Below are 25,287 nucleotides of genomic sequence, written 5' to 3'. Positions count from 1 at the left end.
GCCCGTGATCCACGGCGCGATGCGCAGCGCGTGCGCGGCGGCGAGCGTCACGCCGCTGTGGCAGGTCACGACGAACGCGCCCGGATGCACGGGCGATTCGTCGTAGATCGGAAAGCCATCGGGGCTGTAGACGCGCAGCGCCGCCCACATGCGCACGAGCCGCACGTGCTGCAGCATCGGAAACGCGCGCACGCCGCGTCGCGCGATGTCGGCGAGAATCGGCGTGGTCGTGAGATCGTCGAAGCCCGCTTCCTCCATCGAGTCGCCGAACTGCACGGTGCCTTCGTCGGTCTGCCGCACGTTGATGGTCGGATAGCGCAGAAACGGCGCGACGCGCTCGCTCACCAGCACCTGGCCGCGATTGGGCGCAACCGGCGCGAACAGGCCCGCTTGCGGCGCGAGCGCGCGGTTGCCGAGTCCCGCCGCGAGCACGATACGGCCCGCGCGAAAGGTGCCCGCCGCGCTCTCGACCGCGAAGCCGCCGCGCTCCGGCACGATGCGCTGCGCGCGCGCGCCGGACACGAGCCGCACGCCGCGCCGCTGCATCGACGTATGCAGCGCGCGCAGCAGCTTGAGCGGATTGACGTGGCCGTCCATCGGCGAATAACTCGCGCCGACGACGGCGGGGCCGATGCCCGGCAGCCGCTCGCGCAGTTCGCGATGATCGAGCAGCTCGAACGGGTAATCGCCGATTTCGGCTTGCAGCGCGGCGAGACGCGTCTGGCGCTCGGCCAGTTCGGCGTCCGAGAAGCAGATATGGAAGCCGCCCGGCTGGCGCAGCGCGACATCGACGCCGCTGTCTTCGAGCAGGCTGGCGGCGAGCTGCGGCCAGCGCACAGCCGAACTGCGCGACCAGCGCGCGTAAGGCGTGCGGCCGTAGCCCTTGCCCTGAATCCAGACGAGGCCGAAATTGCCGCGCGAGGCGCGAAAGCCGCCGTCGTCCTCGTCGAGCACGGTCACGCGCGCGCCCTCGCGCGCGAGTCCCCAGGCGACGGCGGAACCCACGAGGCCGCCGCCGATCACGAGCACATCGGGGCTTGGGCTTGCGCTGGGGGTGTGAGTCATCGGGCTTCTCCGATCAGGATGCGGTCCAGCCCGACCATGCGGTCGAGCACCAGCATCAGCGCGACCGTGCCGACGATCAGCACCGCCGACACCGAGGTGACGAGCGGATCGATCGTCTGCGCGATCTGGTTGTACATGGCGACGGGCAGCGTGGTCGTGCCGGGCGTCGCGACGAAAATGGTCATGGTCAGCTCGTCGAAACTCTGGATGAACGAGAGCACCCAGCCGCCCGCGACGCCCGTGCGGATCATCGGCAGCACGACGCGGCGAAACGCGGTGAGGCGGCTCGCACCGCACGAGAGCGCCGCGCGTTCGGCGTCGCGGTCGAGGCCGATCGCGGACGAGAGCGCGAGGCGCAGCGCGTAGGGCAGCACGATCACGACATGCGCGGCGACCAGCGCCCAGAACGAACCGCTCAGATGCAGCAGCGAAAGAAAACGCAGAAACGCGATGCCGAGCACGACGGCGGGAATCATCATCGGCGAGAGGAAGAAGCTCGTGAGCGCGCCGCGGCCCGGAAAGCGATAGCGCGCGATGGCGAGCGCGGCGGGCACCGCGAGCACGACGCCGATGGTGGCCGCCGCGAACGCGAGCCGCGTCGAGAGCCAGAACGCCGAGACGATGTCGGCGTTGTCGAGAATCGCGCGAAACCAGCGCAGCGAGGCGCCGTCGAACGGCATCGAGATGTAGCCCTTGTCCGTGAACGCGACCAGCATCACCACCGCGAGCGGCGCGACGATGAACAGCAGAAACAGCGCGTTGAAGGCGAGGCCGAGAAATCCGTTGCGTTGCATGGCGTCTCCCTCAATCGAAGATGTGCTTGAAGCGGCGTTCGGCGAGACGGCTGCAACCCATCACGATGGCGACGTTGGCGATCAGCAGCAGCACCGCGATGCTCGCACCCAGCGGCCAGTTCAGCGTGCCGAGGAACTCGTCGTAGGCGGCGGTGGCGACGACCTTGAGGCGGCGTCCGCCGATCAGCGCGGGCGTGGCGAACGCCGAGGCCGACAGCGCGAACACGATGATCGAACCCGAAAGCACGCCAGGCAGGATCTGCGGCAGCACCACGCGGCGGAACACGCGCCAGCGCGACGCGCCGAGCGAGAGGCCTGCCCATTCGACTTGCGGATCGAGCTTTTGCAGCGTGGCCCAGACCGACATCACCATGAAGGGCACCAGCACGTGCGTGAGCGCGATGATCGTGCCGGTCATCGTGAAGACGAGGCGCACGGGCTCGTCGGTGATGTGCAGCGCTTGCAGCGCATTGTTCAGCACGCCGTTGTTGCCGAGCAGAATCTGCCAGCCGAGCGTGCGCACGACCACCGAAATCAGCAGCGGACCGAGCACGATCAGCAGGCAGATCGATTGCCACGGTTTGCGCATGCGCGCGAGCACGATGGTTTCGGGCACGCCGAGCACGATCGACAGCAGCGTGACCGCGAAGGCGAGTCCCGCCGTGCGCAGAAAGATCACACCATAGTAAGGATCGCTGACGACTTCGAGATAGTTGGAAATCGTCCAGCCGCGCTGCACGCCCGCGAGATCGTTGAAGGTATGAAACGACAACACCAGCGTGAGCAGCAGCGGCGCGAGCAGCAGCGTGAGGAACAGCACGAGCGCGGGCGCGGAGAGCAGCCAGGGCGCGGCGCCGCCGCGCGGATCGTCAAGCGTGGCCATGAGCGCTCTCCCGCGTGAGGACGCGCAGATCGTCGTCGGTCCAGGCGAGGCCCACTTCGTGGCCTTCTTCCGGCGGCGGCGCGCCCGTGTTCGATTGCGCGACGTGCAGCCGCCCAAGCTCCGTATCGACGACGAGCAGCCACTGGTTGCCGACGAACACGCGCGTGGCGATGCGGCCGTGCACGCGCGCGTCGCCCGCGTTGCCGTTCGCGAGCCGCATTTTCTCGGGGCGGATATAGACGTGCACCGATCCCGCGACCTCGCGGCCTTCGTGCGGCACATGCAGCGTCGTGCTCGCGACGGCCACTTCGGCGCAACGCGGATTGCGGCGCAGCACTTCGCCCGCGAGCGAGTTGGTGCGGCCGAGGAAGGTGGAGGCGAACGGCGTCGCGGGGCGCTCGTAGGCGTCGAACGGCGTGCTCAGTTGCGCAATGGTGCCGCGATGCATGACGGCGATGCGGTCGCTCATCGTCATCGCTTCGACCTGATCGTGCGTGACGAGAATGGTCGTGATGCCGAGCCGCTTCTGGATCGCGCGCAGTTCGATGTGCATTTCCTCGCGCAGCTTGGCGTCGAGATTCGACATCGGTTCGTCGAGCAGCAGCAGTTCCGGCTGCATGGCGATGGCGCGCGCAATCGCCACGCGCTGGCGCTGACCGCCCGACAGCTCCTTCGGATAGCGTGCGTCGAGGCCCGAGAGGCGCACGAGCGCGAGCGCTTCGGCAATGCGTTCGGCACGTTGCGCGCGCGGCATTTTGCGCATTTCGAGCCCGAAGCCGACGTTGGCCGCCACCGTCATGTGCGGAAACAGTGCGTAGCTTTGAAACACCACGCCGATGCCGCGCTTTTCGGGCCGCAATTGCGTGATGTCGCGGCCGTCGAGCGTCACGCGGCCGGTGCTCGGCGCGACGAAGCCGGCGATCATCTGCAACGTCGTGGTCTTGCCGCAGCCCGAGGGGCCGAGCAGCGAAAGAAACTCGCCGCGTTCGACCGAGAGGTCGAGTTGCTCGATCGCCGTGAAGTCGCCGTAGCGCTTCGAGATGCCTTGCAGGGTGAGAAAGCTCATGCGCGCAGTCCTTGAAAAGCCGTGGCCAGACGAATCGTTGCGTGCTCAGCGCTCGACCGAGCGGTTCCAGCGTTCGGTCCACTCGGTGCGATGCTGGTTGATGGTGGTCCAGTCCATCGCGGTGAGCTTCGCGACCTGATCGGGGCCGTAGGGCACGCGCGCGGCGACGTCCGGCGTGAGCTTGACGGTCTTGTTGACGGGGCCGAGACCGATGGCCTGCGCCTGCATCGCCTGCACTTCGGGGCTCAGCAGATACTGGATGAACTGCTGCGAGAGTTGCGGCTGGGCGTTTTCGGCGAGCGCGCACGCGGCCACCTGGAGCGCCACGCCGCCTTCCTTCGGGTAGATGAACTTGAGCGGGAAGCCGGTGTTTTGCAGCGCCACGGCGCGGCCGCTGCCGTAGGGCGCGGCGATCACGTCGCCGCCTTGCATGAGGCCGTCCATCTCGCCGGGCGTGGGCGCCCACGAGAGCACGTTCGGCGCGACCTGTTTCGTCATCGCCGTGAAGCCGGGGTCGATGTTCTTCTCGCCGCCGCCGTTCAGGCGCGCGAGCATCACGAGCGTGTGCAGGCCGTAGGTGTTGGTGATCGGCGGCACACCGAGCTTGCCTTTCAGGCGCGGGTCTTCGAGCGCCTTCCACGAATCGGGCGCGGGCAGGCCGAGCTTTTTGAACGCATCCGCGTTATAGCCGATGCCGGTCGCCACCATGCCCACGCCGACGGCGTTCGGGCCGAGCCGCGCGAGCGGGTAGAGGTCTTTCATGACGGGCGCGTCGTCGACCTTGGCGCACAGGCCGAGCTGCATCGCCTGATACATGGGGCCGTCGTCCATCACCGCCACATTGATCTGCTGATGACCCTTCTGCGCCTGCAGCTTGGCGAGCGTGTCGCTCGAATTGCCCGCGACGTAGACGATTTTCACGTCGTGCGCTTTCTCGAACGGCGGAATCACCTTCTGACGATAAAGCTGCTCGTTCGAGCCGCCCACATTGGCGACGTAGAGCGTGGTTTCGGCGTGGGCGAGCTGGGTGCTGGCGCAGGCGGCGCTGAAGGCCAGAAGGGCGGCCGCGCGGGGCAGGGCGAGACGATACGAGCGGCGGCGCAAGGCGTGATCCATGACGACGATCTCCATTCGATTGTGGGGGCCGGCGGCGTAGGACTCGTGCGCCGATGCGTTGCAGTCTCGCCCGCGTTATTCATATCGTCCAATACGAATAAAATAGCCATCTATGCACAGATGATATGGATCAGGGTTAAGCCCAGGAGGGTTGGCAATGAATCTGAAACACGTCGAGGCGTTCCGCGCGGTGATGGTCTCCGGCTCGATGACGGCCGCCGCGAAGGCGCTGTTCACCTCGCAGCCCAACGTGAGCCGTCTGATCGCGCAGCTCGAACGCGATACCGGCCTCAAGCTGTTTCAGCGCGTGGGCGTGCGGCTCATTCCGACGAGCGAGGGCGAGGCGTTCTTTCGCGAAGTGGAGCGCGCGTATGTGGGTCTGCAGGGGCTCGCGAACGCGGCGGCGCAGATCCGCAATCTGGGCAGCGGGCGGTTGCGCATCGCGGCGATGCCGTCGGCCGGTCTCACGCTCGTGCCGCACGCGCTCAAGCGCTTTCAGGACCGCTATCCGGGCGTGACGGTTTCGCTGCACGTGAACACGTCGGGCACGGTCAATCACTGGACCGCTTCGCAGTTCTGCGATCTGGGCGTGGCGGTCTATGTGAGCGAGGCGTCGAACTGCGAGGTCGAATTGCTCTCGAAGGTGGCGGCTGTTTGCGTGATGCCCGCGCATCACCGGCTCGCGAAGAAGCGCTCGATCCGCCCGGAGGATCTCGAAGGCGAGTCGTTTATTTCACTGTGTCACGGCGACGGCACGCGTGCGCAGATGGACGAAGTGTTCGTGCGTGCGGGCGTGGAGCGCGTGCTCGCGATCGAGGCGCAATACACGGCGATCTGCTGCGAGATGGTGCGCAGCGGCATGGGCGTGACGCTGGCGCATCCGATCGTCGCGCGCGATTTTGCCGGGCCCGATATCGCGATCCGGCCGTTCGCGCCCGCCGTCATGTTCCCGATGTATCTGCTGTTTCCGCCGAACCGGCCGCGTGAGCGCCTCGCTTCGGCGTTCGTCGAGGTGCTGGCGGAAACGCACGATGCGCTCGTCAGCAAGCCGTCGGAGAAGGCGCGCACGCGCGGCTAGTGTGCTTGCGTCGCGCGTCTACATCGACAGTTGCGGCAATGGCGATTCGTTCGAACTCCGCAGGAATCGATCGAGTCGCTGATAAGCCTCGATCAACGCCTGCCGTGGCGCGAGAAACAACTGCGTGTCGGCCTGCTGAAGAATGGGCTCGACCAGCGCGCTTTCGACCGGTGAAATGCGGCATGTCTCGTCGTCGCCCGCGCGCAGAATGCAGGTTTCCAGTGCGGCTTCAGCGTTCGCGAACTGCGCGATCTCGGTATCGCCGTAACCTTCGCATTGCACGTAGAAGGTGAGATAGACCATCCGCACCAGTTCGCTGACGAGGCGCGTCGTGCCCGCCCAGCTCTTGCAGGCTGCGAATGTGAGGTGATGCGCGAGCGCCATTTCGGTGGCCGTTTTTTCGTCCAGCGGTCGCTGCAGAAACTGGGGAGAAGCAGAGGGGATCGGTGCGGTGGGGACGTTTTTGCTACGTGACATTAATACGGAAGTGGTGCGACGAAGAGTGAGTGTGAATCCGAAGATGAAGCGGCTTCTCCGCGATTATGCGTGAAACCGCGAGAACGTGACGGCGAACCCGCATGTCGTGCGCTCGCGGGTGATCGGCAACGTCGTGCACAAGCATATACCAGGCCGTCTGACACGAAGATGTTGCTCCGCTGACAATTCTGTTAAGTCGGAGCTTTTAAGTCGCCGCTTTTAAGTCGCAGATCGATCGACGTGGCCGGTCGCCGACGCATGCAGCGCGCGCGAGCGCATGCTTCAGGCGCTAACGCGCGGTGTTCATTGCATGACGATGTCTCAGTGATTCAGTTCGTCGAGCCGCATGCCGTTGGTGCGCGGGCCGAATAGTCCAATCGACAAGGCGACCACGAACATGCACGCCGTGATGCCCGTGAATGCGCCCGCCACGCCGAAGTCGCGCAACAGCGCCGCGATGAAGAAGCCGGAAAACATCGCACCGACGCGGCTCGCCGAATAGACGAGACCATTCGCGCGGCAGCGGATAGCGGTTGGAAACAGCTCGGCCTGATAAGCGTGATAGCACACCGAGATCGTTTGTCCTGCGAAGCTGATCAGCACGCCGAGCGCGATCAGCATCGTCACGTTGCGCGTTTGCGCGAACGCGAGGCCGCACACGATCACGACCAGCGCGCCGCCGACGATCAGCCACTTGCGCTGCAAACGATCGGCGTAGAGCATGGAAAGCATCGGCCCGACCGGCAGCGCGAACGCGATGATGAACGAGTAAAGCAGACTCTTTGTGATCGTGATGCCTTGCCCGATCAGCAGCGTCGGCACCCAGTTCGCGAAGCCGTAATAGCCGATCGCCTGGCATAGATTGAACACGACGAGCATCAGGAAGCGCGATCGATACGGCGGCTGAAGCAGTTCGGCGAACGACGCGCGGCGATGCTCGGGCTGCACGACGACCGGATGCGGCATCGGCAAGGGCGCACGCGATTGCGTGGCAACGATCGTTTCGATGCGCGAAACGATATGCTCCGCCGCTTCCGGCTTTCCATGCGAAGCGAGCCAGCGCGGACTCTCCGGCACCGAGCGCCGCACGAACCAGACGAGCAGCGCGCCCGCCGATCCGGCCAGCACCACGATGCGCCATCCGTCGATGCCGAACATCGCGGTCGGCACGAGCCAGTACGAGAGGATCGCGGAGACCGGCGCGGCGGCGAACATCACCATCTGGTTGAAAGCCATCGCGCGTCCACGCATGTGTTGCGGCACGAGTTCGGTCACGTAACTGTCGATCGTGATGATCTCGATGCCCACGCCGATGCCGGTGACGAAGCGCCAGAACAGCAGCGCTTCCGGCGAGGTCTGGAACGCCATGATCGCCGAGCCGATCGAATACCAGAGCAGCGAAATTGTGAACACGCTGCGCCGTCCGAAGCGGTCCGGCAGCCAGCCGAAGCAGAAGGTCCCGACGAAGAGTCCCGCAAACGTTGCCGCGATGAAACCCGCTATGCCGTTCCAGCCGAAGAACGTGTGCGTCGTCGTGGCGAGCACGCCGCTTTTCGCCATGCCGGGTGCGATGTAACCCGTGAAGATCAGATCGTAGATTTCGAAGAAGCCGCCGAGCGAAATCAGCAGGACGAGCATCCAGAGATGCCGCGTCATGGGCAGGCGATCGATGCGTGCGGCGATTTCCGCGCCGGGTTGAAGGCCGACGCGCACGGCATGCGGGACGAGCGGGACGGCGCCCGCGGGGACGGTCTGCTGCATGAATGTCTCCTGATTTTTCGAAGAAATGGCATTTCTGACGAATGCTCATGGATGGCGTGCGGCGTTAGTCCGTCATGGCGGCCGCCTGTCGTTGCGCGCGTGATCGTTCATGCGTTAACGCGTTCATGCGCTCACCCGCGCCTTGAGTCGCGACAGAATCTCCTGCGTGTGTTCGCCGACGCGCGCGAGCGCCTGGCGCACGCCCGGACGGCGGCCGCCCATCGTGATCGGCAGCAGCACGACGTCGGTGGTGCCGCCGTCGTCGGTCTGCATCGGCACGAGGCCGCCGCTTGCTTTCAGATGCGGATCGTTCATCAACTGATCGGGTCGCACGATCGGCGCGTAGGGGATGCCGGCCGCTTCGAGCTTCGGCGCGAGTTCGTCTACGCGGCGATGTTTGAGAATTTCGCCGAGACAGCTCAGCAGTTCCGCACGCACGGCGACGCGCAGCGCGTTGGTGGCGAAGCGCGGCGTTTCGGCGAGTTGCGGGCAATGCAGTACATCGCAGAGCGTGACGAACTGTTTGTCGCTCACCGCGCCGATGAAAAGCTGCTCGTCGTCGGCGAGCGTGAACACGTCGTAGACGCTCCACGCCGAGACGCGCGACGGCATGGGCGGCGGCGCTTCGTTCGTCATCGCGAACTGCTGCATGTGTTGCGACGAGAGAAACACGCAGTTCTCGAACAGCGCGCTTTGCACCTCCTGCCCGAGCCCGGTCGACTCGCGTTCGCGCAACGCGGCGAGCACGCCGATCGCGCCGAACATGCCGCCCATGATGTCGTTGACCGACGTGCCCGCGCGCAGCGGGCGGCCCGCGGGCCCGGTCATGTACGAGAGGCCGCCCATCATCTGCACGACTTCGTCGAGCGCGAGCCGTTTCTCGTACGGCCCCGGCAGAAAACCCTTGTGCGAGACGTAGATCAGGCGCGGATTGCGCGCCGAGAGCGTGGCGTAGTCGAGGCCCATTTTCTGCATCAGACCGGGGCGGAAGTTCTCGATCATCACGTCGCAAGTATCGGCGAGTTCGGCGGCCGTTTCGCGACCCTCCGGCGTGGCGAGATCGAGCACGACGCTCTTCTTGTTGCGGTTGAACGAGCGGAAAAAGCCGATGCCGAGGCCCGGCAGCGAGCGCGTTTTATCGCCGTCGGGCGGCTCGATCTTGATGACTTCGGCGCCGAGATCGGCGAGGATCATGCCGCACGTCGGCCCCATCACCATGTGCGTGAATTCGATCACCCGGACGCCGTCGAGCGGCAATCGTGTCGTGTTGGCCATGTCGGTTTCCTCAGGCGGTCAGCGCGTCACGCTTCGACGCGCGCGCGAAAGTGTTGGGCAGACCGGCGCGCCACAGCGCGCCGTGCAGGGTTTCGCCGTCGAGCCAGCGGGCGACCTGCGCGCGCAGATCGAGCAACGCGGGCAGATCGAGGCCCGTTTCGATGCCCATTTCGGCGAGCATGAACGCGAGGTCTTCGGTCGATGCGTTGCCGCTCGCGCCGGGCGCATGCGGACAGCCGCCGATGCCGGCGAGCGTCGCGTCGAAGCGGTTCACGCCGGTTTCGAGCGCCGCGTAGACGTTGGCGAGCGCGAGGCCGCGCGTGTCGTGAAAGTGGCCGCACCACAGACGATCGCCTGCGATCCGGCGCGCCTTCGCGAACAGGTCGTGCACGGCGCGCGGTCCGGCGTAGCCGACCGTGTCCGCGATGCTCACGCGATCCGCGCCGGCATCGAGCAGCGCCTGCATGCAGCGCAGCACTTCGTCGGGCGCGACGTGGCCCTGAAGCGTGCAGCCGAACGCCGTGCCGATGCCGCCTTCGATCAGCGTTTTCGCGCCCGAGGCGTCGCGCGCCGCGCGAATGCGGGCGACTTCGGCGATCACTTCATCGGGCGTTTTGCGCAGATTCGCGAGGCTGTGTTCGAGGCTCGCCGAAAGCGGCACGAGCAACAGATCGGCCTGCGTTTCGAACGCTTTTTCGGCGCCTTTCAGATTCGGCACGAGCACCGACACCGACAGCTCCGGCAAGGTCTTCGCGAAGGCGACGAGCGCGGCGGTATCGGCAAGCTGTGGCAACAGCCGGGCGGGCACGAACGAACCGACTTCGATCTCGCGCTGACCGGCTGCGTACGCGGCGCGGATCCACTCGATCTTCTGTTCGGTCGCCACGATGCGCGGCAGGCTTTGCAGGCCGTCGCGAAGGCCGACTTCGCGGATCACGGCGTGCGTGGGAAGTGGGGGCATGAAGCTGTCTCCGGGAACTCGCCGGTCGTCGGATCGCCAGCGTCGTGCTAACTTTAGACATTCCCGAAAACTAGTAAAGCGGCATTCCGGAAGCACCAGGCTTCCGATCCGGAATGTCTCAGGAGGCAAAAACCTTGCGCGATCTCGACCTGAAAACCCTGCGGCTCTTCGTGGCCGTCTGCGATCACCACAACATCGCGCGGGCCGCAGAAGAGGCGCATATCGAGCCATCGGCGATCAGCAAGCGGATCGCGCAACTCGAAGCGGATCTCGGCGTGCCGCTGCTCGAACGTTCGCGGCGCGGCGTGTCGCCGACCGGCGCGGGCCTCGCACTGCTCGAACACGCGCGCACGGTGTTGTTCACCGTCGAGCGGATTGGCAGCGACATCGCGGCGTTCGGCGGCGGTTTGCGCGGCCGCGTGAGCATTTGCGCGTCGGCGTCTGCAATCGCCGAAACGCTGCTCGACGATGTCGCGTCGTTCATGCGCGAGCCGGCCAATGCGAATATCCGCGTGGACGTGGAGGAGCGCCAGTCGCACGAACTCGTGCGCCAGTTGCGCGAAGGCGTCGCCAGCATCGGCGTGTGCTGGGACAACGTCGACCTGCAGGGATTGCAGCATCGCGCTTACCGCCGCGATCGTCTCGCGCTGGCCGTGCATCCCGATCATCCGCTGGCGGCCAAACGCTCGATCGCGTTTCGGGAAACCTTCGCGTATGAACACGTGGGGCTGCCGCCGACCACCGCCGTGCATTCCATGCTTCAACGCGCGGCGGCGAGCGAAGGCGCGGCGCTGTCGTATCGCGTGATCGTGTCGAGTTTCGATGCGGGATTCCGGGTTGTGGCGGCGGGACTCGGCATCAGCGTGGTGCCGGAAGAAGTGGCGACGACGTACACCAGAGTGTTCAACGTAAAGACGATTCCGCTCGTCGATGCGTGGGCGGAACGTCGCTTCGTGGTGTGCTTCAGAAGTTTCGACCAGTTGCAGCCCGCTGCGCAGCGAGTCGTCGATCATCTCGCGCGGCGTGCGGATGAAGCGTGATTGTTCACGATGGGCGGCGCACGTGTCGCGGCTGCGCTATTCGGCTCGCATCAAGCGTGTCGTAAGCAAATTCGCATCGATTTCCCGGAAATTGCGATCTCCAATTTAAAACTATCGCGTCGCGCGTTCTTTATATCGAAATTATCAGACGATATTGGATTTTAATATTGACTGGGTCGTGTTGTTAAACCTAGTCTTTTGAGAGCGCGCGATGGAATGTTCGAAAGCGATGAAATAGTTATCGGGGTTCATTGATCGAATATGGGGATGGAAAATCGATGTCGAATCCGGTCGTCAATGCTTCAAAGCTAATCGGGACATATCGTCTGCGTTCATTTGAACTTTCCCTCGATGGTGGAGAATTTCAATCTGTTTATGGCGATGCGCCCCGTGGTTTTCTGATCATCACCCCGCAAAGGATGATGGCCGTCCTGAGCGCCGAGCGACGATCGGCCGGGAAAACGCAGGAAGCCAAGGCGGCCTTGTGGGACACCATGATCGCCTATTCGGGCGCGTACACGCTCGACGCGACCACCCTCACCACCAGGGTGGATGCCGGATGGGATGAGGCGTGGATAGGTACCGATCAGGTCCGTTTCTGGACGCTGGACGGCGCCACGCTGACATTGCGCACTGTTCCGACACTGGACCCGCGCGGTTCGGGAAAAACGGCGACCGGCTCGCTGGTCTGGACAAAAATTGAATAACTGATTGCGTGACGCGTTGCAGGAATTGCCCTGAGGGTCGCGATATGCTCGAACTCATCAATGTTTATGGGCACGGGTACGTTTTTGTTCCCGTGGTGCATGCGTTAAAAAATGCAGGCGTGTTCGATTATCTAGATCGCGAGCCTGTCACCGATATTTGTGAAATTGAGCAACGTTTTTCCGCGAATTCCGGAAATCTCCGTGCGGCAATCCGGATGCTGGAATCGATGGGCTGGATTGAAATCGAGCCAGGCGGACAAATTCGGCGCACTGCGGGTCACGCATTTGTCGAGGCGGTCGATGATGAACTGATCGACGCCTATGGTTCGAACGTAGTGCGGGGTGCGTTCAATGAACTGCCGCCTGCGTTGCTGGCGAACTGGGTCGGCATTCTTGAGCGCCATCAGGCGTGCTTTGGAACGCATATCGATTGCGGATTGCTCGACGGCCCGATTGTCACGACCTTGCTCGTGGGTTTGCGAACGGCGCTCGGCAGTCAACCTGCGACCGCGGCCAGCATCTGGCGGTGTTTGCCTCGCGCTTGCGCGGATCAGGTGATCCGGATTTTTTCGGCAAAGGGCTGGATGGTTGGCGCAGAGCTGAACGAAGAGGGGCGCTTTCTGCTCGAGCGGGCGCTGAATCTGGGCATGGCGGCATCTTATTGGCCCATGCTGCGCAAGATGCCAGCGTTGCTATTCGGACAGGCCAATACGGTCTTTGCCAGCGATGCGCAAGGACACGAAACGCACATCGATCGCACTTTGAACGTGATCGCCAGCGGCTTTCAGCACGAGAAATTCTTTTCGAGTGTGGACCGTTGTCTGCGCCAGCTATTCGATCACGATGACTTTGCGAGTCAGCCGAAATATATCGCCGATATGGGCTGCGGTGACGGTGCATTTCTGCTGAGAATCTATCGATTCATTTCCACGTCGACCTTGCGAGGAAAGCATTTCGCAGAACATCCGTTGCTGCTGATCGGGATCGATCTGAACGACAAGGCGCTAGAAAAAGCCGAACTTACGCTACGCGACCTGCCGCATCTGACGATTAATGGTAATGTCAGTCAGCCAGTCGAACTCTTGCAGAGTCTTGCGCGAGAGGGCATCGTCGACCACGAAAATATTCTGCATGTCCGTTCGTTTCTCGACCACGAAGTACCGTATTGCGGCGTCGAAGATGAGCAAAGCGCGGCTGCGCGCGTCACGGAAAATGCGCTGATTGTGTCGGTGTCGAACGAGGGCAAGCTAATCTCGCCTGCGCATATCGTTCAGCGTTACGTCGAGCACTTTTCACGTTGGGCCAACGTGATTTCCCGCTTCGGGATTCTCATTCTGGAAGTGCATACCTTGCCGGCCAGACTGGTCAAACGGGCGCTCGCCCAGACCGAAAGTTTTCACTTCGACGCGATCCATGCTTTCTCGCGCCAGAATCTTCTCGACGCCGCCACATTTTTCCGTGTTCTCGCTGAAGCTGGCTTATTTCCCGATGCGGATACGTTCAGCCGTTTCCCACGTTCGCTGCCTTATACGCGTGTTACGCTGAATTGGCTGAAAAAGAAGCCTTATTCAATTCGGCATGCCGTGGCGAGCGATGTTTCGCGTTTGCTCGAACTGGAGGAGGCGTGTTGGCCGCAACCGCTGCGAATCGACGCAGATGAGATCGCGCGCCGCATCGCCAGCCGTCCTGAGGGGAATTTCGTTCTCGAATTCGAAGGAGCGATTGCGGGCGTCGGCTATACGCAGCGTATCGCCGACGAGCGGGATCTCTATCGAACGACCAGTGACACCGTCGACGCGTTGCACGAACCCGATGGCCCGATCCAGCAACTGCTGGCCATCAACGTTCACCCGGCCACTCAGCAGTTTGGTCTGGGCGATGCCATGCTGTCGTATCTGCTGCGTCTCGCGTCCTTGCAGGACGGGATTGAGAAAGTGGTGGGCGTGAGCCGGTGCCGGAATTATCTTGAGAGTGGCGCTTCCAATTACGCGGCCTATGCACTGCAGACGGATGCGGATTCACGCCAGATCGATCCGATCTTGCGTTTTCATTTGTCGCATGGCGCGTCTATCCGCGATGTGATTCCAGGCTATCGACCGTTGGATGCCGAGAATCTCGGTCACGGTGTGCTGGTTGAATACGCGCTGCGTGAATCGCAGGAGGAACCGGTGGCCGTTGATACCGCCGATGAACTTGCGGCGCCGATTCAATCGGTTTCGGATGTGCTCGCTGTTCTGGAGCGGCTCGTTCGCAGGCTGAAACTCGATGAGAAACCCGGCGAAGATGCGATAGATCGCTCTTTCAGGGATCGAGGACTGGACTCGCTGGATTTAACTGAATTGCGCGTGCTGATTAACAGGACGTTTCAGCTTTCGCTCGATTCGGCGATCTTTTTCAGGCATGGTGATTCTCGCAGTCTTGCCGGGCATATTCTCGCGCAGAAGTCCGCGCGATCGGACGATACGGATCGTGCGAGTGCGCCGCTCCGAAGGCCGTCGGCGCGCGTGACCCCGTCTCGCGATGTTCATCGAACACCGTCCGCGGACGATATCGCCATTATCGGCACGGGTTGCCGTTTCCCGGGCGGGATCGATAGCAGAGAATCGCTATGGCAGTGCCTGCTCGACGGTGTGGAACTTATCGGCGCTGTCCCGCCCGATCGCTGGCCGGAAAGCATTACCGCGCGTGTGCCGGGCGCCTCGTGGGGAGGTTTTCTCGCGGATGTTGCGCAGTTCGATACCGCGTTCTTCGGGATCTCCCCGCGCGAAGCCGCGCATATGGATCCGCAGCAGCGCATTTTGCTCGAGACGACATGGCACGCGTTCGAGGACGCCGGACTGGACCCGCTTGCCTTGAGGGGGAGTTGTACCGGCGTGTTTGTCGGCAGCTTCGGACACGATTACGAAACGATAGGCACCAAATCGAACGACTACGACGACTACCAGTTGTATTCATCGACGGGAAGTTCGATGTCGATTCTGGCGGGACGTCTCGCCTATGTGCACGATTTCCACGGCCCGGCATTGACGGTCAATACGGCATGTTCTTCGGCACTGGTCGGCATGCTTCTCGCCGTCCATAGTTTGCAGCGAGGCGAATGCGATCTGGCGATTGCCGGTGCCGTCAATCTATTGTTGTCGCCGGAATTGAGTTTGATTTTTGGCCGGGCGCAGATGCTCTCGCCGGACGGGCACTGCAAGACTTTCGATGCCGCCGCGAATGGCTACGTCAGGGGTGAGGGATGTGCGGTGACCGTGCTCAAGCGCTATGCGGACGCGGTTAAGGATGGCGACCGCATACTCGCGATTATCAAAGGTGGCGCCATGAATCAGGACGGCGCGAGCAATGGCATCACGGCGCCGAATGGGCTCGCGCAGGAAGCGGTCGTGCGCGCGGCGCTCTCGTCTGCGGGACTGAACGGTAACGCCGTGCATTACGTCGAGGCGCATGGGACCGGCACGCCGTTGGGCGACCCGGTCGAGATCGAGGCGCTGGCGAATGTTTATGGCGATGCCGATGCGGCGCGCGAGCAGCCGCTAATCGTAGGATCGGTGAAGGCGAATCTTGGCCACACGGAGGCCGTGGCGGGACTGGCGGGGGTCATCAAGGCCATGCTGGTTCTGCAGCACAGACATGTGCCGCCGCATCCTCATTGTGAATCGATTAACCCGTTGGTCGAGCCGCATCTGGCTAGAATACCGGCCGCAATTGCGACGACGGGTCTTGATCTCGCGAAAGCGATACCGGTTTGCCGGGCGGGCGTCAGTTCGTTCGGTTATAGCGGCACGAATGCTCACATCATTCTCGAAGAGGCGCCGCCGATTACGCAGCCGCGAAGCGAATGCGCGGCGCCATCGGTCGCGCCGTTCGTGTTGTCCGGCAAGACGATGGCCGCGCTTCAGGCGCAAGCAGGGCAATTACACGCGATGCTTGCCGCTCAGCCTGAAATCGATTTGCTCGATTTCGCGTATTCGCTGGCGACCAGTCGCAGTCATTTTGCGTGTCGAGCGGCTATCGTGACGGGCGATCACGCGACGCTAATGGATGCGTTGGAGCGACTGGCGCGAGGCGATTCCGCACCGACAATGCTGACGTGTGATAACGCAAGAGGTGGACGGCTCGCGGTGCTGTTCACTGGCCAGGGAAGTCAGTTTAGTGGGATGGGCCGAGATCTGTACGACGCGTTTCCGACTTACCAAAAGAGCTTCGATTCCTTGTGCGAGCAGTTCGATCGAGTGCTTCAGCGGCCTTTGCGCGAAGTGGTGTTCGCCGATGCCGGAAGCGCCGACGCCGCGTTGCTGAATCAGACGGCTTATACGCAACCCGCGCTATTCGCCATGGAAGTCGCGCTCTTTCGGTTGCTGGAGTCGTGGGGGCTGAAACCAGATCTGCTGCTGGGTCATTCACTCGGCGAGATATCGGCAGCACATGTTGCGGGCGTGCTGTCGCTGGCCGACGCCTGCACGCTTGTCGCGACGCGAGCGAGATTGATGCAGGCGCAAAGGCAGGGCGGCGCGATGGTGTCGTTGCAGGCAAGCGAAGATGAGGTCGACGCACAACTGCAAGAGTTTGGTCAGCGAGTATCGATTGCAGGAATCAACGGCCCGCATTCGACAGTGATCTCTGGCGACGAGGCACCGGCGCTGGAAATAGCGGCGCATTTCGCGGCGCAAGGACGGCGACATACGCGTCTGAGTGTCAGCCATGCGTTTCACTCGCAACACATGGACGGAATGCTCGACGCGTTCCGCGCGGAACTCTCCACGCTGACTTTCAACTCCCCGCAAATTGCGGTGGTCACGAACATCAGTGGAAGGATTGCCAGTGAGTTGGATCTGTGCAATCCGGATTACTGGGTCAAACAGGTGCGTGCTGCGGTGCGTTTCGCGGATGGCGTGCGTACGTTGTTAGAGCAAGGCGCAACGACGTATCTGGAGATCGGTCCGCAGGCGACCTTGAGTGCGCTGGCGCAGACCTGCGTGGACGAAGAGCGAAGACACGCGTGTACATTCCTGTCGACATCGGGACGCGATCGTCCGGGCGTGGAAGTCTTGCAGAAGGCGCTGGCGGGCCTGCACGTGCAGGGTCATACGCTCGACTGGAAGGCTTTTTTTGCGCCCTATGGCGTGAGCCGAATCGATCTTCCACTTTATCCGTTTCAACGTCAGCACTATTGGCTGCCGCTTACTGAAGGCAAGAACGCACAACGTTCCGAAGCCGCTAAAACCGACGCAGAAGTCACGTTTTGGCGCGATGTCGAACACGGTGCAATGAAGCAGCTCGGCGAGACTCTTGAACTGATTGGCATGGAGCAGCACGCGGCGCTGGAAAGTTTGCTCCCGAGCCTGTCTCGCTGGCATCACAAGCGACAGATTCAGACACGGCTGGATTCGCTGCGTTACCGCATGATGTGGCGTCCCTTCATTCCTAATACAAAGTCGGTGGACGACTCTCGTCGCGCGAAAACGTGGCTCGTAATACGCAGCTCAAAGTACGCGGACGAAAAGTCGTTAGAAGAACTCGGTGAAGCGTGGAGCACCGCAGGCGCGAAAGTCGTAATGATTGAATTGAGCGGCGATGAACGTGATCACTCCGCGCTCGCTACAGCGCTTCTCGACGCCAGTGTCGAAGAAACACCTGTTGTCGGTGTGCTCTCGCTGCTGTCGCTCGATGAAACGCCACACACGGCGCAAAACGGATTGCCCAATGGCTACGCGCTCAATCTCTGGCTGATGAAGACATTGGCTGAACTCGCGCCCGAAGCTTCGATCTGGTTGCTGACGTCGGGTGCAATATCGACGAGTTCACTGGACGCGTTGCTGCATCCCGTGCAGGCGCTTAATTGGGGACTCGGGCGTGGCATCAGTTTGGAGCGGCCCACTTCGTGGGGCGGCTTGATCGATCTGGCCGCCGATGCACGGCCCGCGATACTCGGCGAATTAGCCCGTCTGCTTGTCAATCGCACAACGGATACCACCGTGCGCGAGGATCAATTCGCGGTCCGCCGCGCGGGTCTATTCGTTGCGCGCCTCGTTCGCGAACTGCTGTCAACATCGCACGCGCCGCGTTCATGGAAACCTGCTGGCACCGTACTCGTTACTGGCGGAACGGGCGCGCTCGGCCAAAGAATCGCGACATGGCTCGCCAAGTCAGGCGCAGAGCACATCGTGCTCGTCAGCCGACGTGGCGCGTCAACATCAGACGAACGCTGGATATCGGATCTATCGGCGATACCTGGTGTGAAAGTGACGCTCGCCGCCTGCGATGTCGCCAGCCGGGAATCGCTCGCGGCGTTGATACAAAAAATCGATGCCGAAGGTCCACCGCTACGCGCGGTCTTTCACGCGGCGGGTTCGATGCACTACAGCGCGATGCTCGACAGCACGCTTGAAGAGCAAGCCAATGTCATCGCTGGCAAGGTTGCCGGCGCGCTCCACCTGCACGAACTTTTGCTCGACCGGAAGCTCGATGCATTCGTGCTGTTTTCATCGATATCGGGTGTATGGGGAAGCGGACATCAAAGTGCATATTGCGCCGCCAATGCGTTCCTCGATGCGCTCGCAGCGTATCGGCGAGCGCAAGGTCTGCCTGCGACCGCGATCGCCTGGGGACCTTGGGCAGCGGGCGGTATGGCGCAGGACGATGCGGTGCGCGAACGCTTGCGCCGCTACGGCCTGATGCCGCTTGAGTGTGAACTCGCTCTGGAAGGCTTGCAGCAGGCACTGGATCATGGCGACACGCAGTCGATTATCGCGGACGTCAACTGGACCGATTTCGTGCAGTTTTTCTCGATGGCGCGGTTGCGTGCCGTACTCGACGAATTGCCGGAAGCAAGATCGGATATCGACAAGCCGGAGGCGGAATCCGGAAGCCCGGATCGAGACAATGCCTTCGTTCGCGAGTTGAACGCATTGCAGCCTCAGCAGCGTCTGCGTCTATGGATATCGCGGGTCAAAGTGGAAGCCGCTGCTGTGCTCGGCGTCGCGGACGCCGCGAGTCTGGCCGCGAATCAAGGCTTCTTCGATCTCGGCATGGATTCGCTGATGGCGCTCGAATTCCGGCGACGCTTGCAGACGCTCAGCGGGCAGTCGTTGCCTGCAACGCTGGTGTTCGACTATCCGTCGATTCAGGACGTCGCCGATCTGCTCGCAAAGCGCTTCAACGATGCAACCGACACGCCCAGCGAAAATTCCGATCTCGTCAGCACGGGCGATATGAGCGACGTCGAACTGCGCGAGATGATCGCGCGCATTCCCATTCGGGCATTGCGCGAGCGCGGATTGTTGCCGACGTTGCTTGCGCTTGCCGGCGACGTTTCATCGGAGCGGCCCAAGGTCGTCGAGTCGTCAATCAACGATATGGCCTTGCTCGACGACGAAGCATTGCTGAGCGTCGCGCATACGCTGCTTGGGGAGATCGCTGATGGCCGGAACTGATTCGAGCGCGATAAAACTCAGGGAAACGCTCGCGCTTTCGTTGCGGGAAATCGAACGTTTGCGTGAACGGTTGGCGCAAGGGCAAGGCACGGATCGCGAGCCCATTGCGATCGTCGGCATGGGGTTGCGCTTGCCTGGCGGCATCGTCGATCTCGCGAGTCTGTGGCACGTGCTGGAAAATGGGCTCGATGTTGTGGGACCGATCCCGGCCAGCCGTTGGAACGCCGATCGCACGTACGACCCCGATCCGGATGCGCGCGGTAAAAGTTATGTTCGTGAAGGCGGATTCGTCAGCGATATCGATCTTTTCGATCCGGCGTTCTTTGGCATCAGTCCGCGCGAGGCGCGGCATATCGATCCTCAACATCGCCTGTTGCTGGAGGCTGCGTGGGAGGCGTTCGAAGATGCGGGCATCGTTCCTCATGCGTTGAAGCAATCGAAAACGGGCATATTTGTTGGCATCGGCCCTAGCGATTATGAAGCGATGCAGCAGTCGAACATCGATGCCGACGCTTATAAAGTCCTCGGCACGCACAGCGCGTTTGCGGCCGGGCGCCTGGCTTTCACGTTCGGCTTGCAAGGACCGGCGCTATCGGTCGATACAGCGTGTTCTTCTTCGCTCGTCGCGCTGCATCTGGCTTGCCAGTCATTGCGGCGAGGCGAGTGCGCGCTGGCGCTCGCGGCCGGCGTGCAGGTGATAGCCGCGCCGCAGTTGTTCGTGTTGCTTTCTCGGACGCGAGCGCTTGCAGCGGATGGGCGATCGCGAACATTTTCGGCAAACGCCAGCGGCTACGGTCGCGGCGAGGGCGTCGTGGTGCTGGTGCTCGAACGCCTGAGCGATGCGCGCGCGCGAGGACGCAACATTCTGGCCGTCGTTCGCGGGAGTGCGGTTAATCACGATGGCGCGAGCAGCAGCATCACTGCGCCCAACGGCATTTCGCAACAGGCGGTCCTGCGTGCGGCGCTGGACGATGCGCAACTGACGCCGGCGGACGTCGACATGGTCGAATGCCACGGCACGGGTACTTCGCTGGGAGATCCGATTGAGGTGCAGGCGCTTGCTGCCGTCTACGGGCAGGGGCGGCGTGCGGACGATCCGCTCTTGCTCGGCGCATTGAAAAGCAATGTCGGTCATCTCGAGTCGGCGTCAGGTCTCGCGGGTGTCGCGAAGATCATCGCAGCAATGCGTTATGGCGCGTTGCCCCCGAGTTTGCATTGCGCGCCGCGCAACCCGCAGATCGACTGGGACACGTTGCCCGTTCGCGTCGTTGACCGGTTGATGCGGTGGGAAGGCAACGCGCATCCTCGACGTGCGGGTGTTTCGGCATTTGGACTGAGCGGCACGAATGCGCACGCAATTCTTGAAGAGCCGCCGCGCGGACAAAATGCGCGCGAGACGACCGCAACGGAAGCGTCAGCGAAACACTGGCCGTTTGTGCTGTCGGCGAGAACATTGCCTGCTTTGCAGGACCACGCGCGGCAATTACTGGGCAGGCTCGACTCGCAACCCGATATTTCGATCGCCGATCTCGCCTTTTCGCTGGCAACGAGCCGTAGCGCCTTTGAACAGCGCGCGGCCATTATCGCCAGTGAGCGGATCGAATTGCAGAGCGCGCTGACGAAACTGTCACAGGGTTCGACGTCGCAGTGTTTGCAGATTGCCGATTCGAACGCACATCGTGGCGCGCTCGTCGTGCTCTTCTCGGGGCAAGGGAGTCAGTTTGCGGGAATGGGCAAGGCGTTGTATCGGGAGTTTCCGCTCTATCGCGCGGTATTCGATTCGCTATGCTCGCGCTTCGACGACACTTTGAACCGTCCGTTAGGCGCGGTGGTGATGGCCGAAGCCGGCGATAGCGATGCCGTGCTTCTCGACCAGACCGGCTATACGCAGCCCGCGCTATTTGCGCTCGAAGTTGCGCTTTTTCGTTTACTGGAATCGTGGGGACTCAAACCCGACTTTTTAATGGGGCACTCACTGGGGGAAATCTCCGCCGCGCACGTTGCGGGGATTTTGTCGATCGACGACGCCTGCAAGCTGGTGGCTGCGCGTGCGCGGCTGATGCAGGCGCTGCCGGTTCGGGGCGCAATGGTGTCGCTGGAGGCGAGTGAGCATGAAGTGCTGGCGCAACTGGAAAATGTTCATCGAGAGGTTGCGATTGCTGCACTCAATGGCCCGCGTTCGACCGTGATTTCCGGTGATGAAGCCGCCGTGCTTGCAGTTGCCGGACACTTTACGTCAATTGGTCGTCGAACGACGCGGCTTGCCGTCAGCCATGCTTTTCATTCGGCGCATATGGACGACATGCTCGCGGCGTTTCGCGATGTCTTGTCGACATTGCATTTCGAAGAGCCGCAGATAGACATCATTTCCAACGTGAGTGGGAAACTCGCCACGAAACGCGAACTGAGTACGCCGGATTATTGGGTGAAACATGTGCGCGGCACCGTGCGATTTTCCGATGGCGTGACCGCGCTCGCAAAGAGCGGAGTCACTACGTTTTTGGAAGTCGGTCCACAAGCGGTGCTATGCGCATTGGCGCAGCAATCGCTCGGCGACAGTCGGTTGCCGAACAGCACGTTCATCGCGACGCTGAAAAAAGATCGCCCGGCCGACGCGACGCTGATGACAGCGCTGGCGGGTTTGCATCTTCGCGATTATCCGGTGGATTGGAAAGCGTTTTTCGCGCCTTACGCCGTGCAACGGATCGACTTGCCGCATTATCCCTTCCAGCGGCAACGTTACTGGATCGACGCGGTTAATCATGAGGCGACGCAGAAAAACGCGCCAGCCGGGCAATATGCGCTCGCCGGAGAGCGCCTCGATCTTCCCGACAAGGTCATAGTGCATCAATTGGCAATTGGCCCGGCACGTCAGGCTTATCTCGCTGACCATCGAGTGTATGGGCGGATTGTGGTTCCGGGCGCTTTTTATCTGGCCATTCTGCTTGCCATTTCGGAATCGCATTGGCCAGGGCAAGCGATCGATATACACGATGTGCAATTCCTGCGCGTCTTGTCATTCGACGACAGCCACGACGAAGCGACCTTATTCGTGCAGTTGCGCGAAATCGGAAATGCACAAGCGGGATACGCCGTCACGCTTTCCACGCGGCAAGGCGAGGACTGGATCGTGCACGCGACGGCCGTTATACAGCCGCACGTCAGCGCTACGTTGGCGTTGCACGAGCCGTTCGCGCCGCCACAAGAGGCGCTGCGAGAAAGCACGCACATTGTCGACAAACTGCGAGCGGTCGAGGTCGATTGGGGCGCGCGCTGGTGGTGGCTGCGTGGCAGTGCTCGTATCGACGAGCGACGCCATATTGGTCGCTTGGGCGCGCCGCCGGATGTGCCGGATGACGATGCTCCGCTGCCGGGCGGTCTGATCGACAACACGTTCGCATTCGCGCTGATCGATAGGCCTTCCGACGACACACCGCAATTGCCGTTCACGATCGAGCGGGTCATCTGGTCCGGACGCAAGGTGCCGCCCGCGTGGGTGCGCCACAGCATGCGCGACGAGCCCGATGCACGTCGGGAATACACGGTGGCGGACCTCACGTTGCACGACGCGGAAAACGGCTGGGTGGCGAGCATCGAAGGCGTGACGACGCGACGCGCGCCGGTCGCGCGGTTCTTGCCCGACCAGGCCTGCCGCGATTTATATGCGATGAAGTGGAGTGACGTCGCAATCGGGACGACGAAGCGCAGCGTTCGTCCATCGGTTGCGGTGATTGGCGAACTGCCTGCAAGTATGCGGGAAAAGATCGCCGCGTCGGCAAACATGGACCATTACGAAAACTGGGCGGAGTTGAATACGCGCTCGGCGCTGAATAGCGAGTTTCCCGACATCGTTCTGGCCTGTTGCGTGGCGACGCAAACCGCAGCAACCGACGACGAAGTGAACGACGCCAATCTCGTGACCCGCGCACATAACGCCTGCGGACACATGCTGTCGATCGTGCAGGGCTGGCTCGCCAGCGCAGACGTAGACGCAAGCGCAAGTCGCCTCGTTGTGATGACCCGCCACGCGATATCCACCGATACAGCAGAAGACGTCGCCGACCTCGAACACGCGCCGCTCTGGGGGATGCTGCGCTCGGTGCAGGCCGAGCATCCTGATCGACGCATTTCGCTCCTGGACGTGGATAAGGATGCGAGTTCGCATTCCCGTTTCGTCGATGTGCTCGATTGCGGAAAAGCGCAGATCGCATTGCGTCGCGGCACGTTGTTTGAACCGTCGCTAATGAGTGCGCCCGCCGCACAGCTTTCCAGTCGACCTTCTCTGGACCCAAACGGCACCGTGGTGCTAACCGGCGGCACGGGTGCATTAGGCATGTTGCTCGCGGAGCATCTGGTGCGAAAGCATCAATGCCGGCACCTGCTGTTGCTGTCGCGTCAGGGGCAGCGTGCAGAGGGCGCGGAGTATTGGCGACGTGAGCTCGAGCGAGCAGGCGCAACGATCACTATCGCCGCTTGCGAAGTCGAACGCCGGGAGAGTCTGGTCGAGGCGCTTTCGCTTATCGCCGACGATCATCCGTTGATCGGCGTGATTCATCTCGCCGGCGTGGTGGATGACTGTCCCGTGGATGCATTGAATGCCGCGCGTCTCGATCGCGTTCTCAAGCCTAAACTCGACGGCGCGTGGCATCTGCATGAATTGACTCGTCATCTCGATCTCGCATTTTTCGTGATGTATTCGTCGCTGGCGGGCGTCATCGGGACGGCGGGGCAGGCGAATTACGCGGCAGCGAATAGTTTTCTGGATGCGCTGTCACAGCATCGACGCGTTCAGGGCATGCGGGCACTCTCACTCGCGTGGGGGCCGTGGGCGCAGAGTGGCATGGCCGCGAAACTCAACGTGGCCGATCAGGCGCGGTTGCGCCGTCGCGGCATCGCGCTTCTTACGCCTGCCGAGGGCCTCGCGGCATTCGATGCGGCGCTTGGACGTGACGATGCTTTGCTGGTCGCTGCCCGAATGCGTGCATCCGGCGTGCGTCACTCGGATGCTGCAAATTCGTCGCTCGATTCTGTGCATGACGCGAACGGTCCGTCTTCAGCGGCCCGAATGAATACACCCGCGCCACTGCGTGTTCAACTCGCGAATTTGCCAGCCGCTCAACGCGAGCATGCGCAACTCGATTTCATTCGCTCGGTGATTGCGGACGTGCTGGGTCTGGAAGGACCGGAAGCAGTCGATCCGGAACGGGCGCTACGCGAGTTGGGACTCGACTCGCTGATGGCGCTTGAGATCAGGAATCGCCTGAACCGCGCTTGTGAACTGTCGTTGCCCGCGACCCTGCTGTTCGAATGTCCAACCTGCGTAGCTTTGCGCGACCGCATCCGTATTGCGTCGACACCTGTGGAGTCAGTGAGCGCGCCGCAGCGCTTCGAGACAACGGTGTCGCTCGATGCGCTCGCGGCGGAGGTCGCCAGACTGGAATCGGCGTCGATCGAACACGCTATCGATAGTGCTGAATTGTCGGCGATTGCCCGGCGGCTTCAGGCCATGGTGGCAGCGCGAAGCGAATCAACTACGGCTACGACGGAGTTGCAAAAGGTCTCGAATGAGGAGCTATTTGGTTTGCTGGATCAGCACTTTGGAAACCCCCATCGAATCGGATGAGCGCC

At 62.3% G+C, this 25,287-nt stretch carries 14 protein-coding genes; 5 read left to right on the top strand and 9 right to left on the bottom strand.

Annotation, left to right across the window (positions count from 1 at the left end; translation table 11 throughout):
• The 5 genes from G3N97_RS10255 to G3N97_RS10235 form a co-directional block, all read right to left on the bottom strand.
• The coding region (locus tag G3N97_RS10255) for an FAD-dependent oxidoreductase (RefSeq protein ID WP_205993109.1) at positions 1-1,065 on the bottom strand (1,065 nt) is incomplete at its 3' end.
• On the bottom strand, positions 1,062-1,859 hold the full coding sequence (locus G3N97_RS10250) for an ABC transporter permease (RefSeq protein WP_074983509.1): 798 nt from the start codon (positions 1,857-1,859) through the stop codon (positions 1,062-1,064). The genes G3N97_RS10255 and G3N97_RS10250, both read right to left, overlap by 4 nt.
• A gap of 10 nt (positions 1,860-1,869) precedes the next feature.
• Positions 1,870-2,742 (bottom strand): ABC transporter permease, encoded by an 873-nt coding sequence (locus G3N97_RS10245; RefSeq protein ID WP_065062471.1) that lies wholly within the window; start codon positions 2,740-2,742, stop codon positions 1,870-1,872.
• Entirely contained in the window at positions 2,729-3,808 is a 1,080-nt protein-coding gene (locus G3N97_RS10240) for an ABC transporter ATP-binding protein (RefSeq protein ID WP_110327457.1), read from the bottom strand. The genes G3N97_RS10245 and G3N97_RS10240 overlap by 14 nt, the downstream gene beginning before the upstream one ends.
• A 45-nt stretch (positions 3,809-3,853) precedes the next feature.
• Entirely contained in the window at positions 3,854-4,924 is a 1,071-nt protein-coding gene (locus G3N97_RS10235; RefSeq protein ID WP_205993108.1) for an ABC transporter substrate-binding protein, read from the bottom strand.
• A gap of 157 nt (positions 4,925-5,081) precedes the next feature.
• Here G3N97_RS10235 and G3N97_RS10230 point away from each other — a divergent pair, with 157 nt between their 5' ends.
• Positions 5,082-6,002, top strand: coding sequence for a LysR substrate-binding domain-containing protein (locus G3N97_RS10230; protein WP_065062467.1), 921 nt, complete (start codon positions 5,082-5,084; stop codon positions 6,000-6,002).
• 18 nt (positions 6,003-6,020) lie between these two features.
• Here G3N97_RS10230 and G3N97_RS10225 read toward each other — a convergent pair whose 3' ends face one another.
• From G3N97_RS10225 to G3N97_RS10210, 4 genes are all read right to left on the bottom strand, one after another.
• Entirely contained in the window at positions 6,021-6,386 is a 366-nt protein-coding gene (locus G3N97_RS10225) for a hypothetical protein (protein ID WP_065062465.1), read from the bottom strand.
• A gap of 414 nt (positions 6,387-6,800) precedes the next feature.
• On the bottom strand, positions 6,801-8,240 hold the full coding sequence (locus G3N97_RS10220) for an MFS transporter (RefSeq protein WP_205993107.1): 1,440 nt from the start codon (positions 8,238-8,240) through the stop codon (positions 6,801-6,803).
• A gap of 123 nt (positions 8,241-8,363) precedes the next feature.
• Positions 8,364-9,515, bottom strand: coding sequence for a CaiB/BaiF CoA-transferase family protein (locus G3N97_RS10215; protein WP_205993106.1), 1,152 nt, complete (start codon positions 9,513-9,515; stop codon positions 8,364-8,366).
• 10 nt (positions 9,516-9,525) lie between these two features.
• Positions 9,526-10,476 carry a hydroxymethylglutaryl-CoA lyase gene (locus G3N97_RS10210; RefSeq protein ID WP_205993105.1) on the bottom strand — a complete coding sequence of 317 codons (951 nt, stop codon included), beginning with the start codon at positions 10,474-10,476 and terminating at the stop codon, positions 9,526-9,528.
• Positions 10,477-10,610: 134 nt separating this feature from the next.
• On the opposite strand from G3N97_RS10210, the gene G3N97_RS10205 reads away from it, so the two are divergent.
• The 4 genes from G3N97_RS10205 (at position 10,611) to G3N97_RS10190 (ending at position 25,282) form a co-directional block, all read left to right on the top strand.
• Positions 10,611-11,516, top strand: coding sequence for a LysR family transcriptional regulator (locus G3N97_RS10205; protein WP_205993104.1), 906 nt, complete (start codon positions 10,611-10,613; stop codon positions 11,514-11,516).
• Positions 11,517-11,794: 278 nt separating this feature from the next.
• Entirely contained in the window at positions 11,795-12,223 is a 429-nt protein-coding gene (locus G3N97_RS10200; RefSeq protein ID WP_205993103.1) for a lipocalin-like domain-containing protein, read from the top strand.
• Positions 12,224-12,267: 44 nt separating this feature from the next.
• Positions 12,268-19,659, top strand: a complete 7,392-nt coding sequence (locus tag G3N97_RS10195; RefSeq protein ID WP_205993102.1) for a type I polyketide synthase — start codon at positions 12,268-12,270, stop codon at positions 19,657-19,659.
• Positions 19,646-25,282, top strand: a complete 5,637-nt coding sequence (locus G3N97_RS10190; protein WP_205993101.1) for a type I polyketide synthase — start codon at positions 19,646-19,648, stop codon at positions 25,280-25,282. The genes G3N97_RS10195 and G3N97_RS10190 overlap by 14 nt, the downstream gene beginning before the upstream one ends.
• The last annotated feature ends 5 nt before the right edge of the window (positions 25,283-25,287 follow it).

Source organism: Paraburkholderia sp. Ac-20347 (assembly GCF_017104805.1).
GTDB lineage: Bacteria > Pseudomonadota > Gammaproteobacteria > Burkholderiales > Burkholderiaceae > Paraburkholderia > Paraburkholderia tropica.
Note: the sequence above shows the minus strand (reverse complement) of the source record. Positions and strands in the feature narration are given on the sequence as shown.

Coding starts and splice junctions, on each gene's coding strand:
- G3N97_RS10250 (WP_074983509.1), bottom strand. CDS start 1,859: ATGCAACGCAACGGATTTCTCGGCCTCGCCTTCAACGCGCTGTTTCTG.
- G3N97_RS10245 (WP_065062471.1), bottom strand. CDS start 2,742: ATGGCCACGCTTGACGATCCGCGCGGCGGCGCCGCGCCCTGGCTGCTC.
- G3N97_RS10240 (WP_110327457.1), bottom strand. CDS start 3,808: ATGAGCTTTCTCACCCTGCAAGGCATCTCGAAGCGCTACGGCGACTTC.
- G3N97_RS10235 (WP_205993108.1), bottom strand. CDS start 4,924: ATGGATCACGCCTTGCGCCGCCGCTCGTATCGTCTCGCCCTGCCCCGC.
- G3N97_RS10230 (WP_065062467.1), top strand. CDS start 5,082: ATGAATCTGAAACACGTCGAGGCGTTCCGCGCGGTGATGGTCTCCGGC.
- G3N97_RS10225 (WP_065062465.1), bottom strand. CDS start 6,386: ATGGCGCTCGCGCATCACCTCACATTCGCAGCCTGCAAGAGCTGGGCG.
- G3N97_RS10220 (WP_205993107.1), bottom strand. CDS start 8,240: ATGCAGCAGACCGTCCCCGCGGGCGCCGTCCCGCTCGTCCCGCATGCC.
- G3N97_RS10215 (WP_205993106.1), bottom strand. CDS start 9,515: ATGGCCAACACGACACGATTGCCGCTCGACGGCGTCCGGGTGATCGAA.
- G3N97_RS10210 (WP_205993105.1), bottom strand. CDS start 10,476: ATGCCCCCACTTCCCACGCACGCCGTGATCCGCGAAGTCGGCCTTCGC.
- G3N97_RS10200 (WP_205993103.1), top strand. CDS start 11,795: ATGTCGAATCCGGTCGTCAATGCTTCAAAGCTAATCGGGACATATCGT.
- G3N97_RS10195 (WP_205993102.1), top strand. CDS start 12,268: ATGCTCGAACTCATCAATGTTTATGGGCACGGGTACGTTTTTGTTCCC.
- G3N97_RS10190 (WP_205993101.1), top strand. CDS start 19,646: ATGGCCGGAACTGATTCGAGCGCGATAAAACTCAGGGAAACGCTCGCG.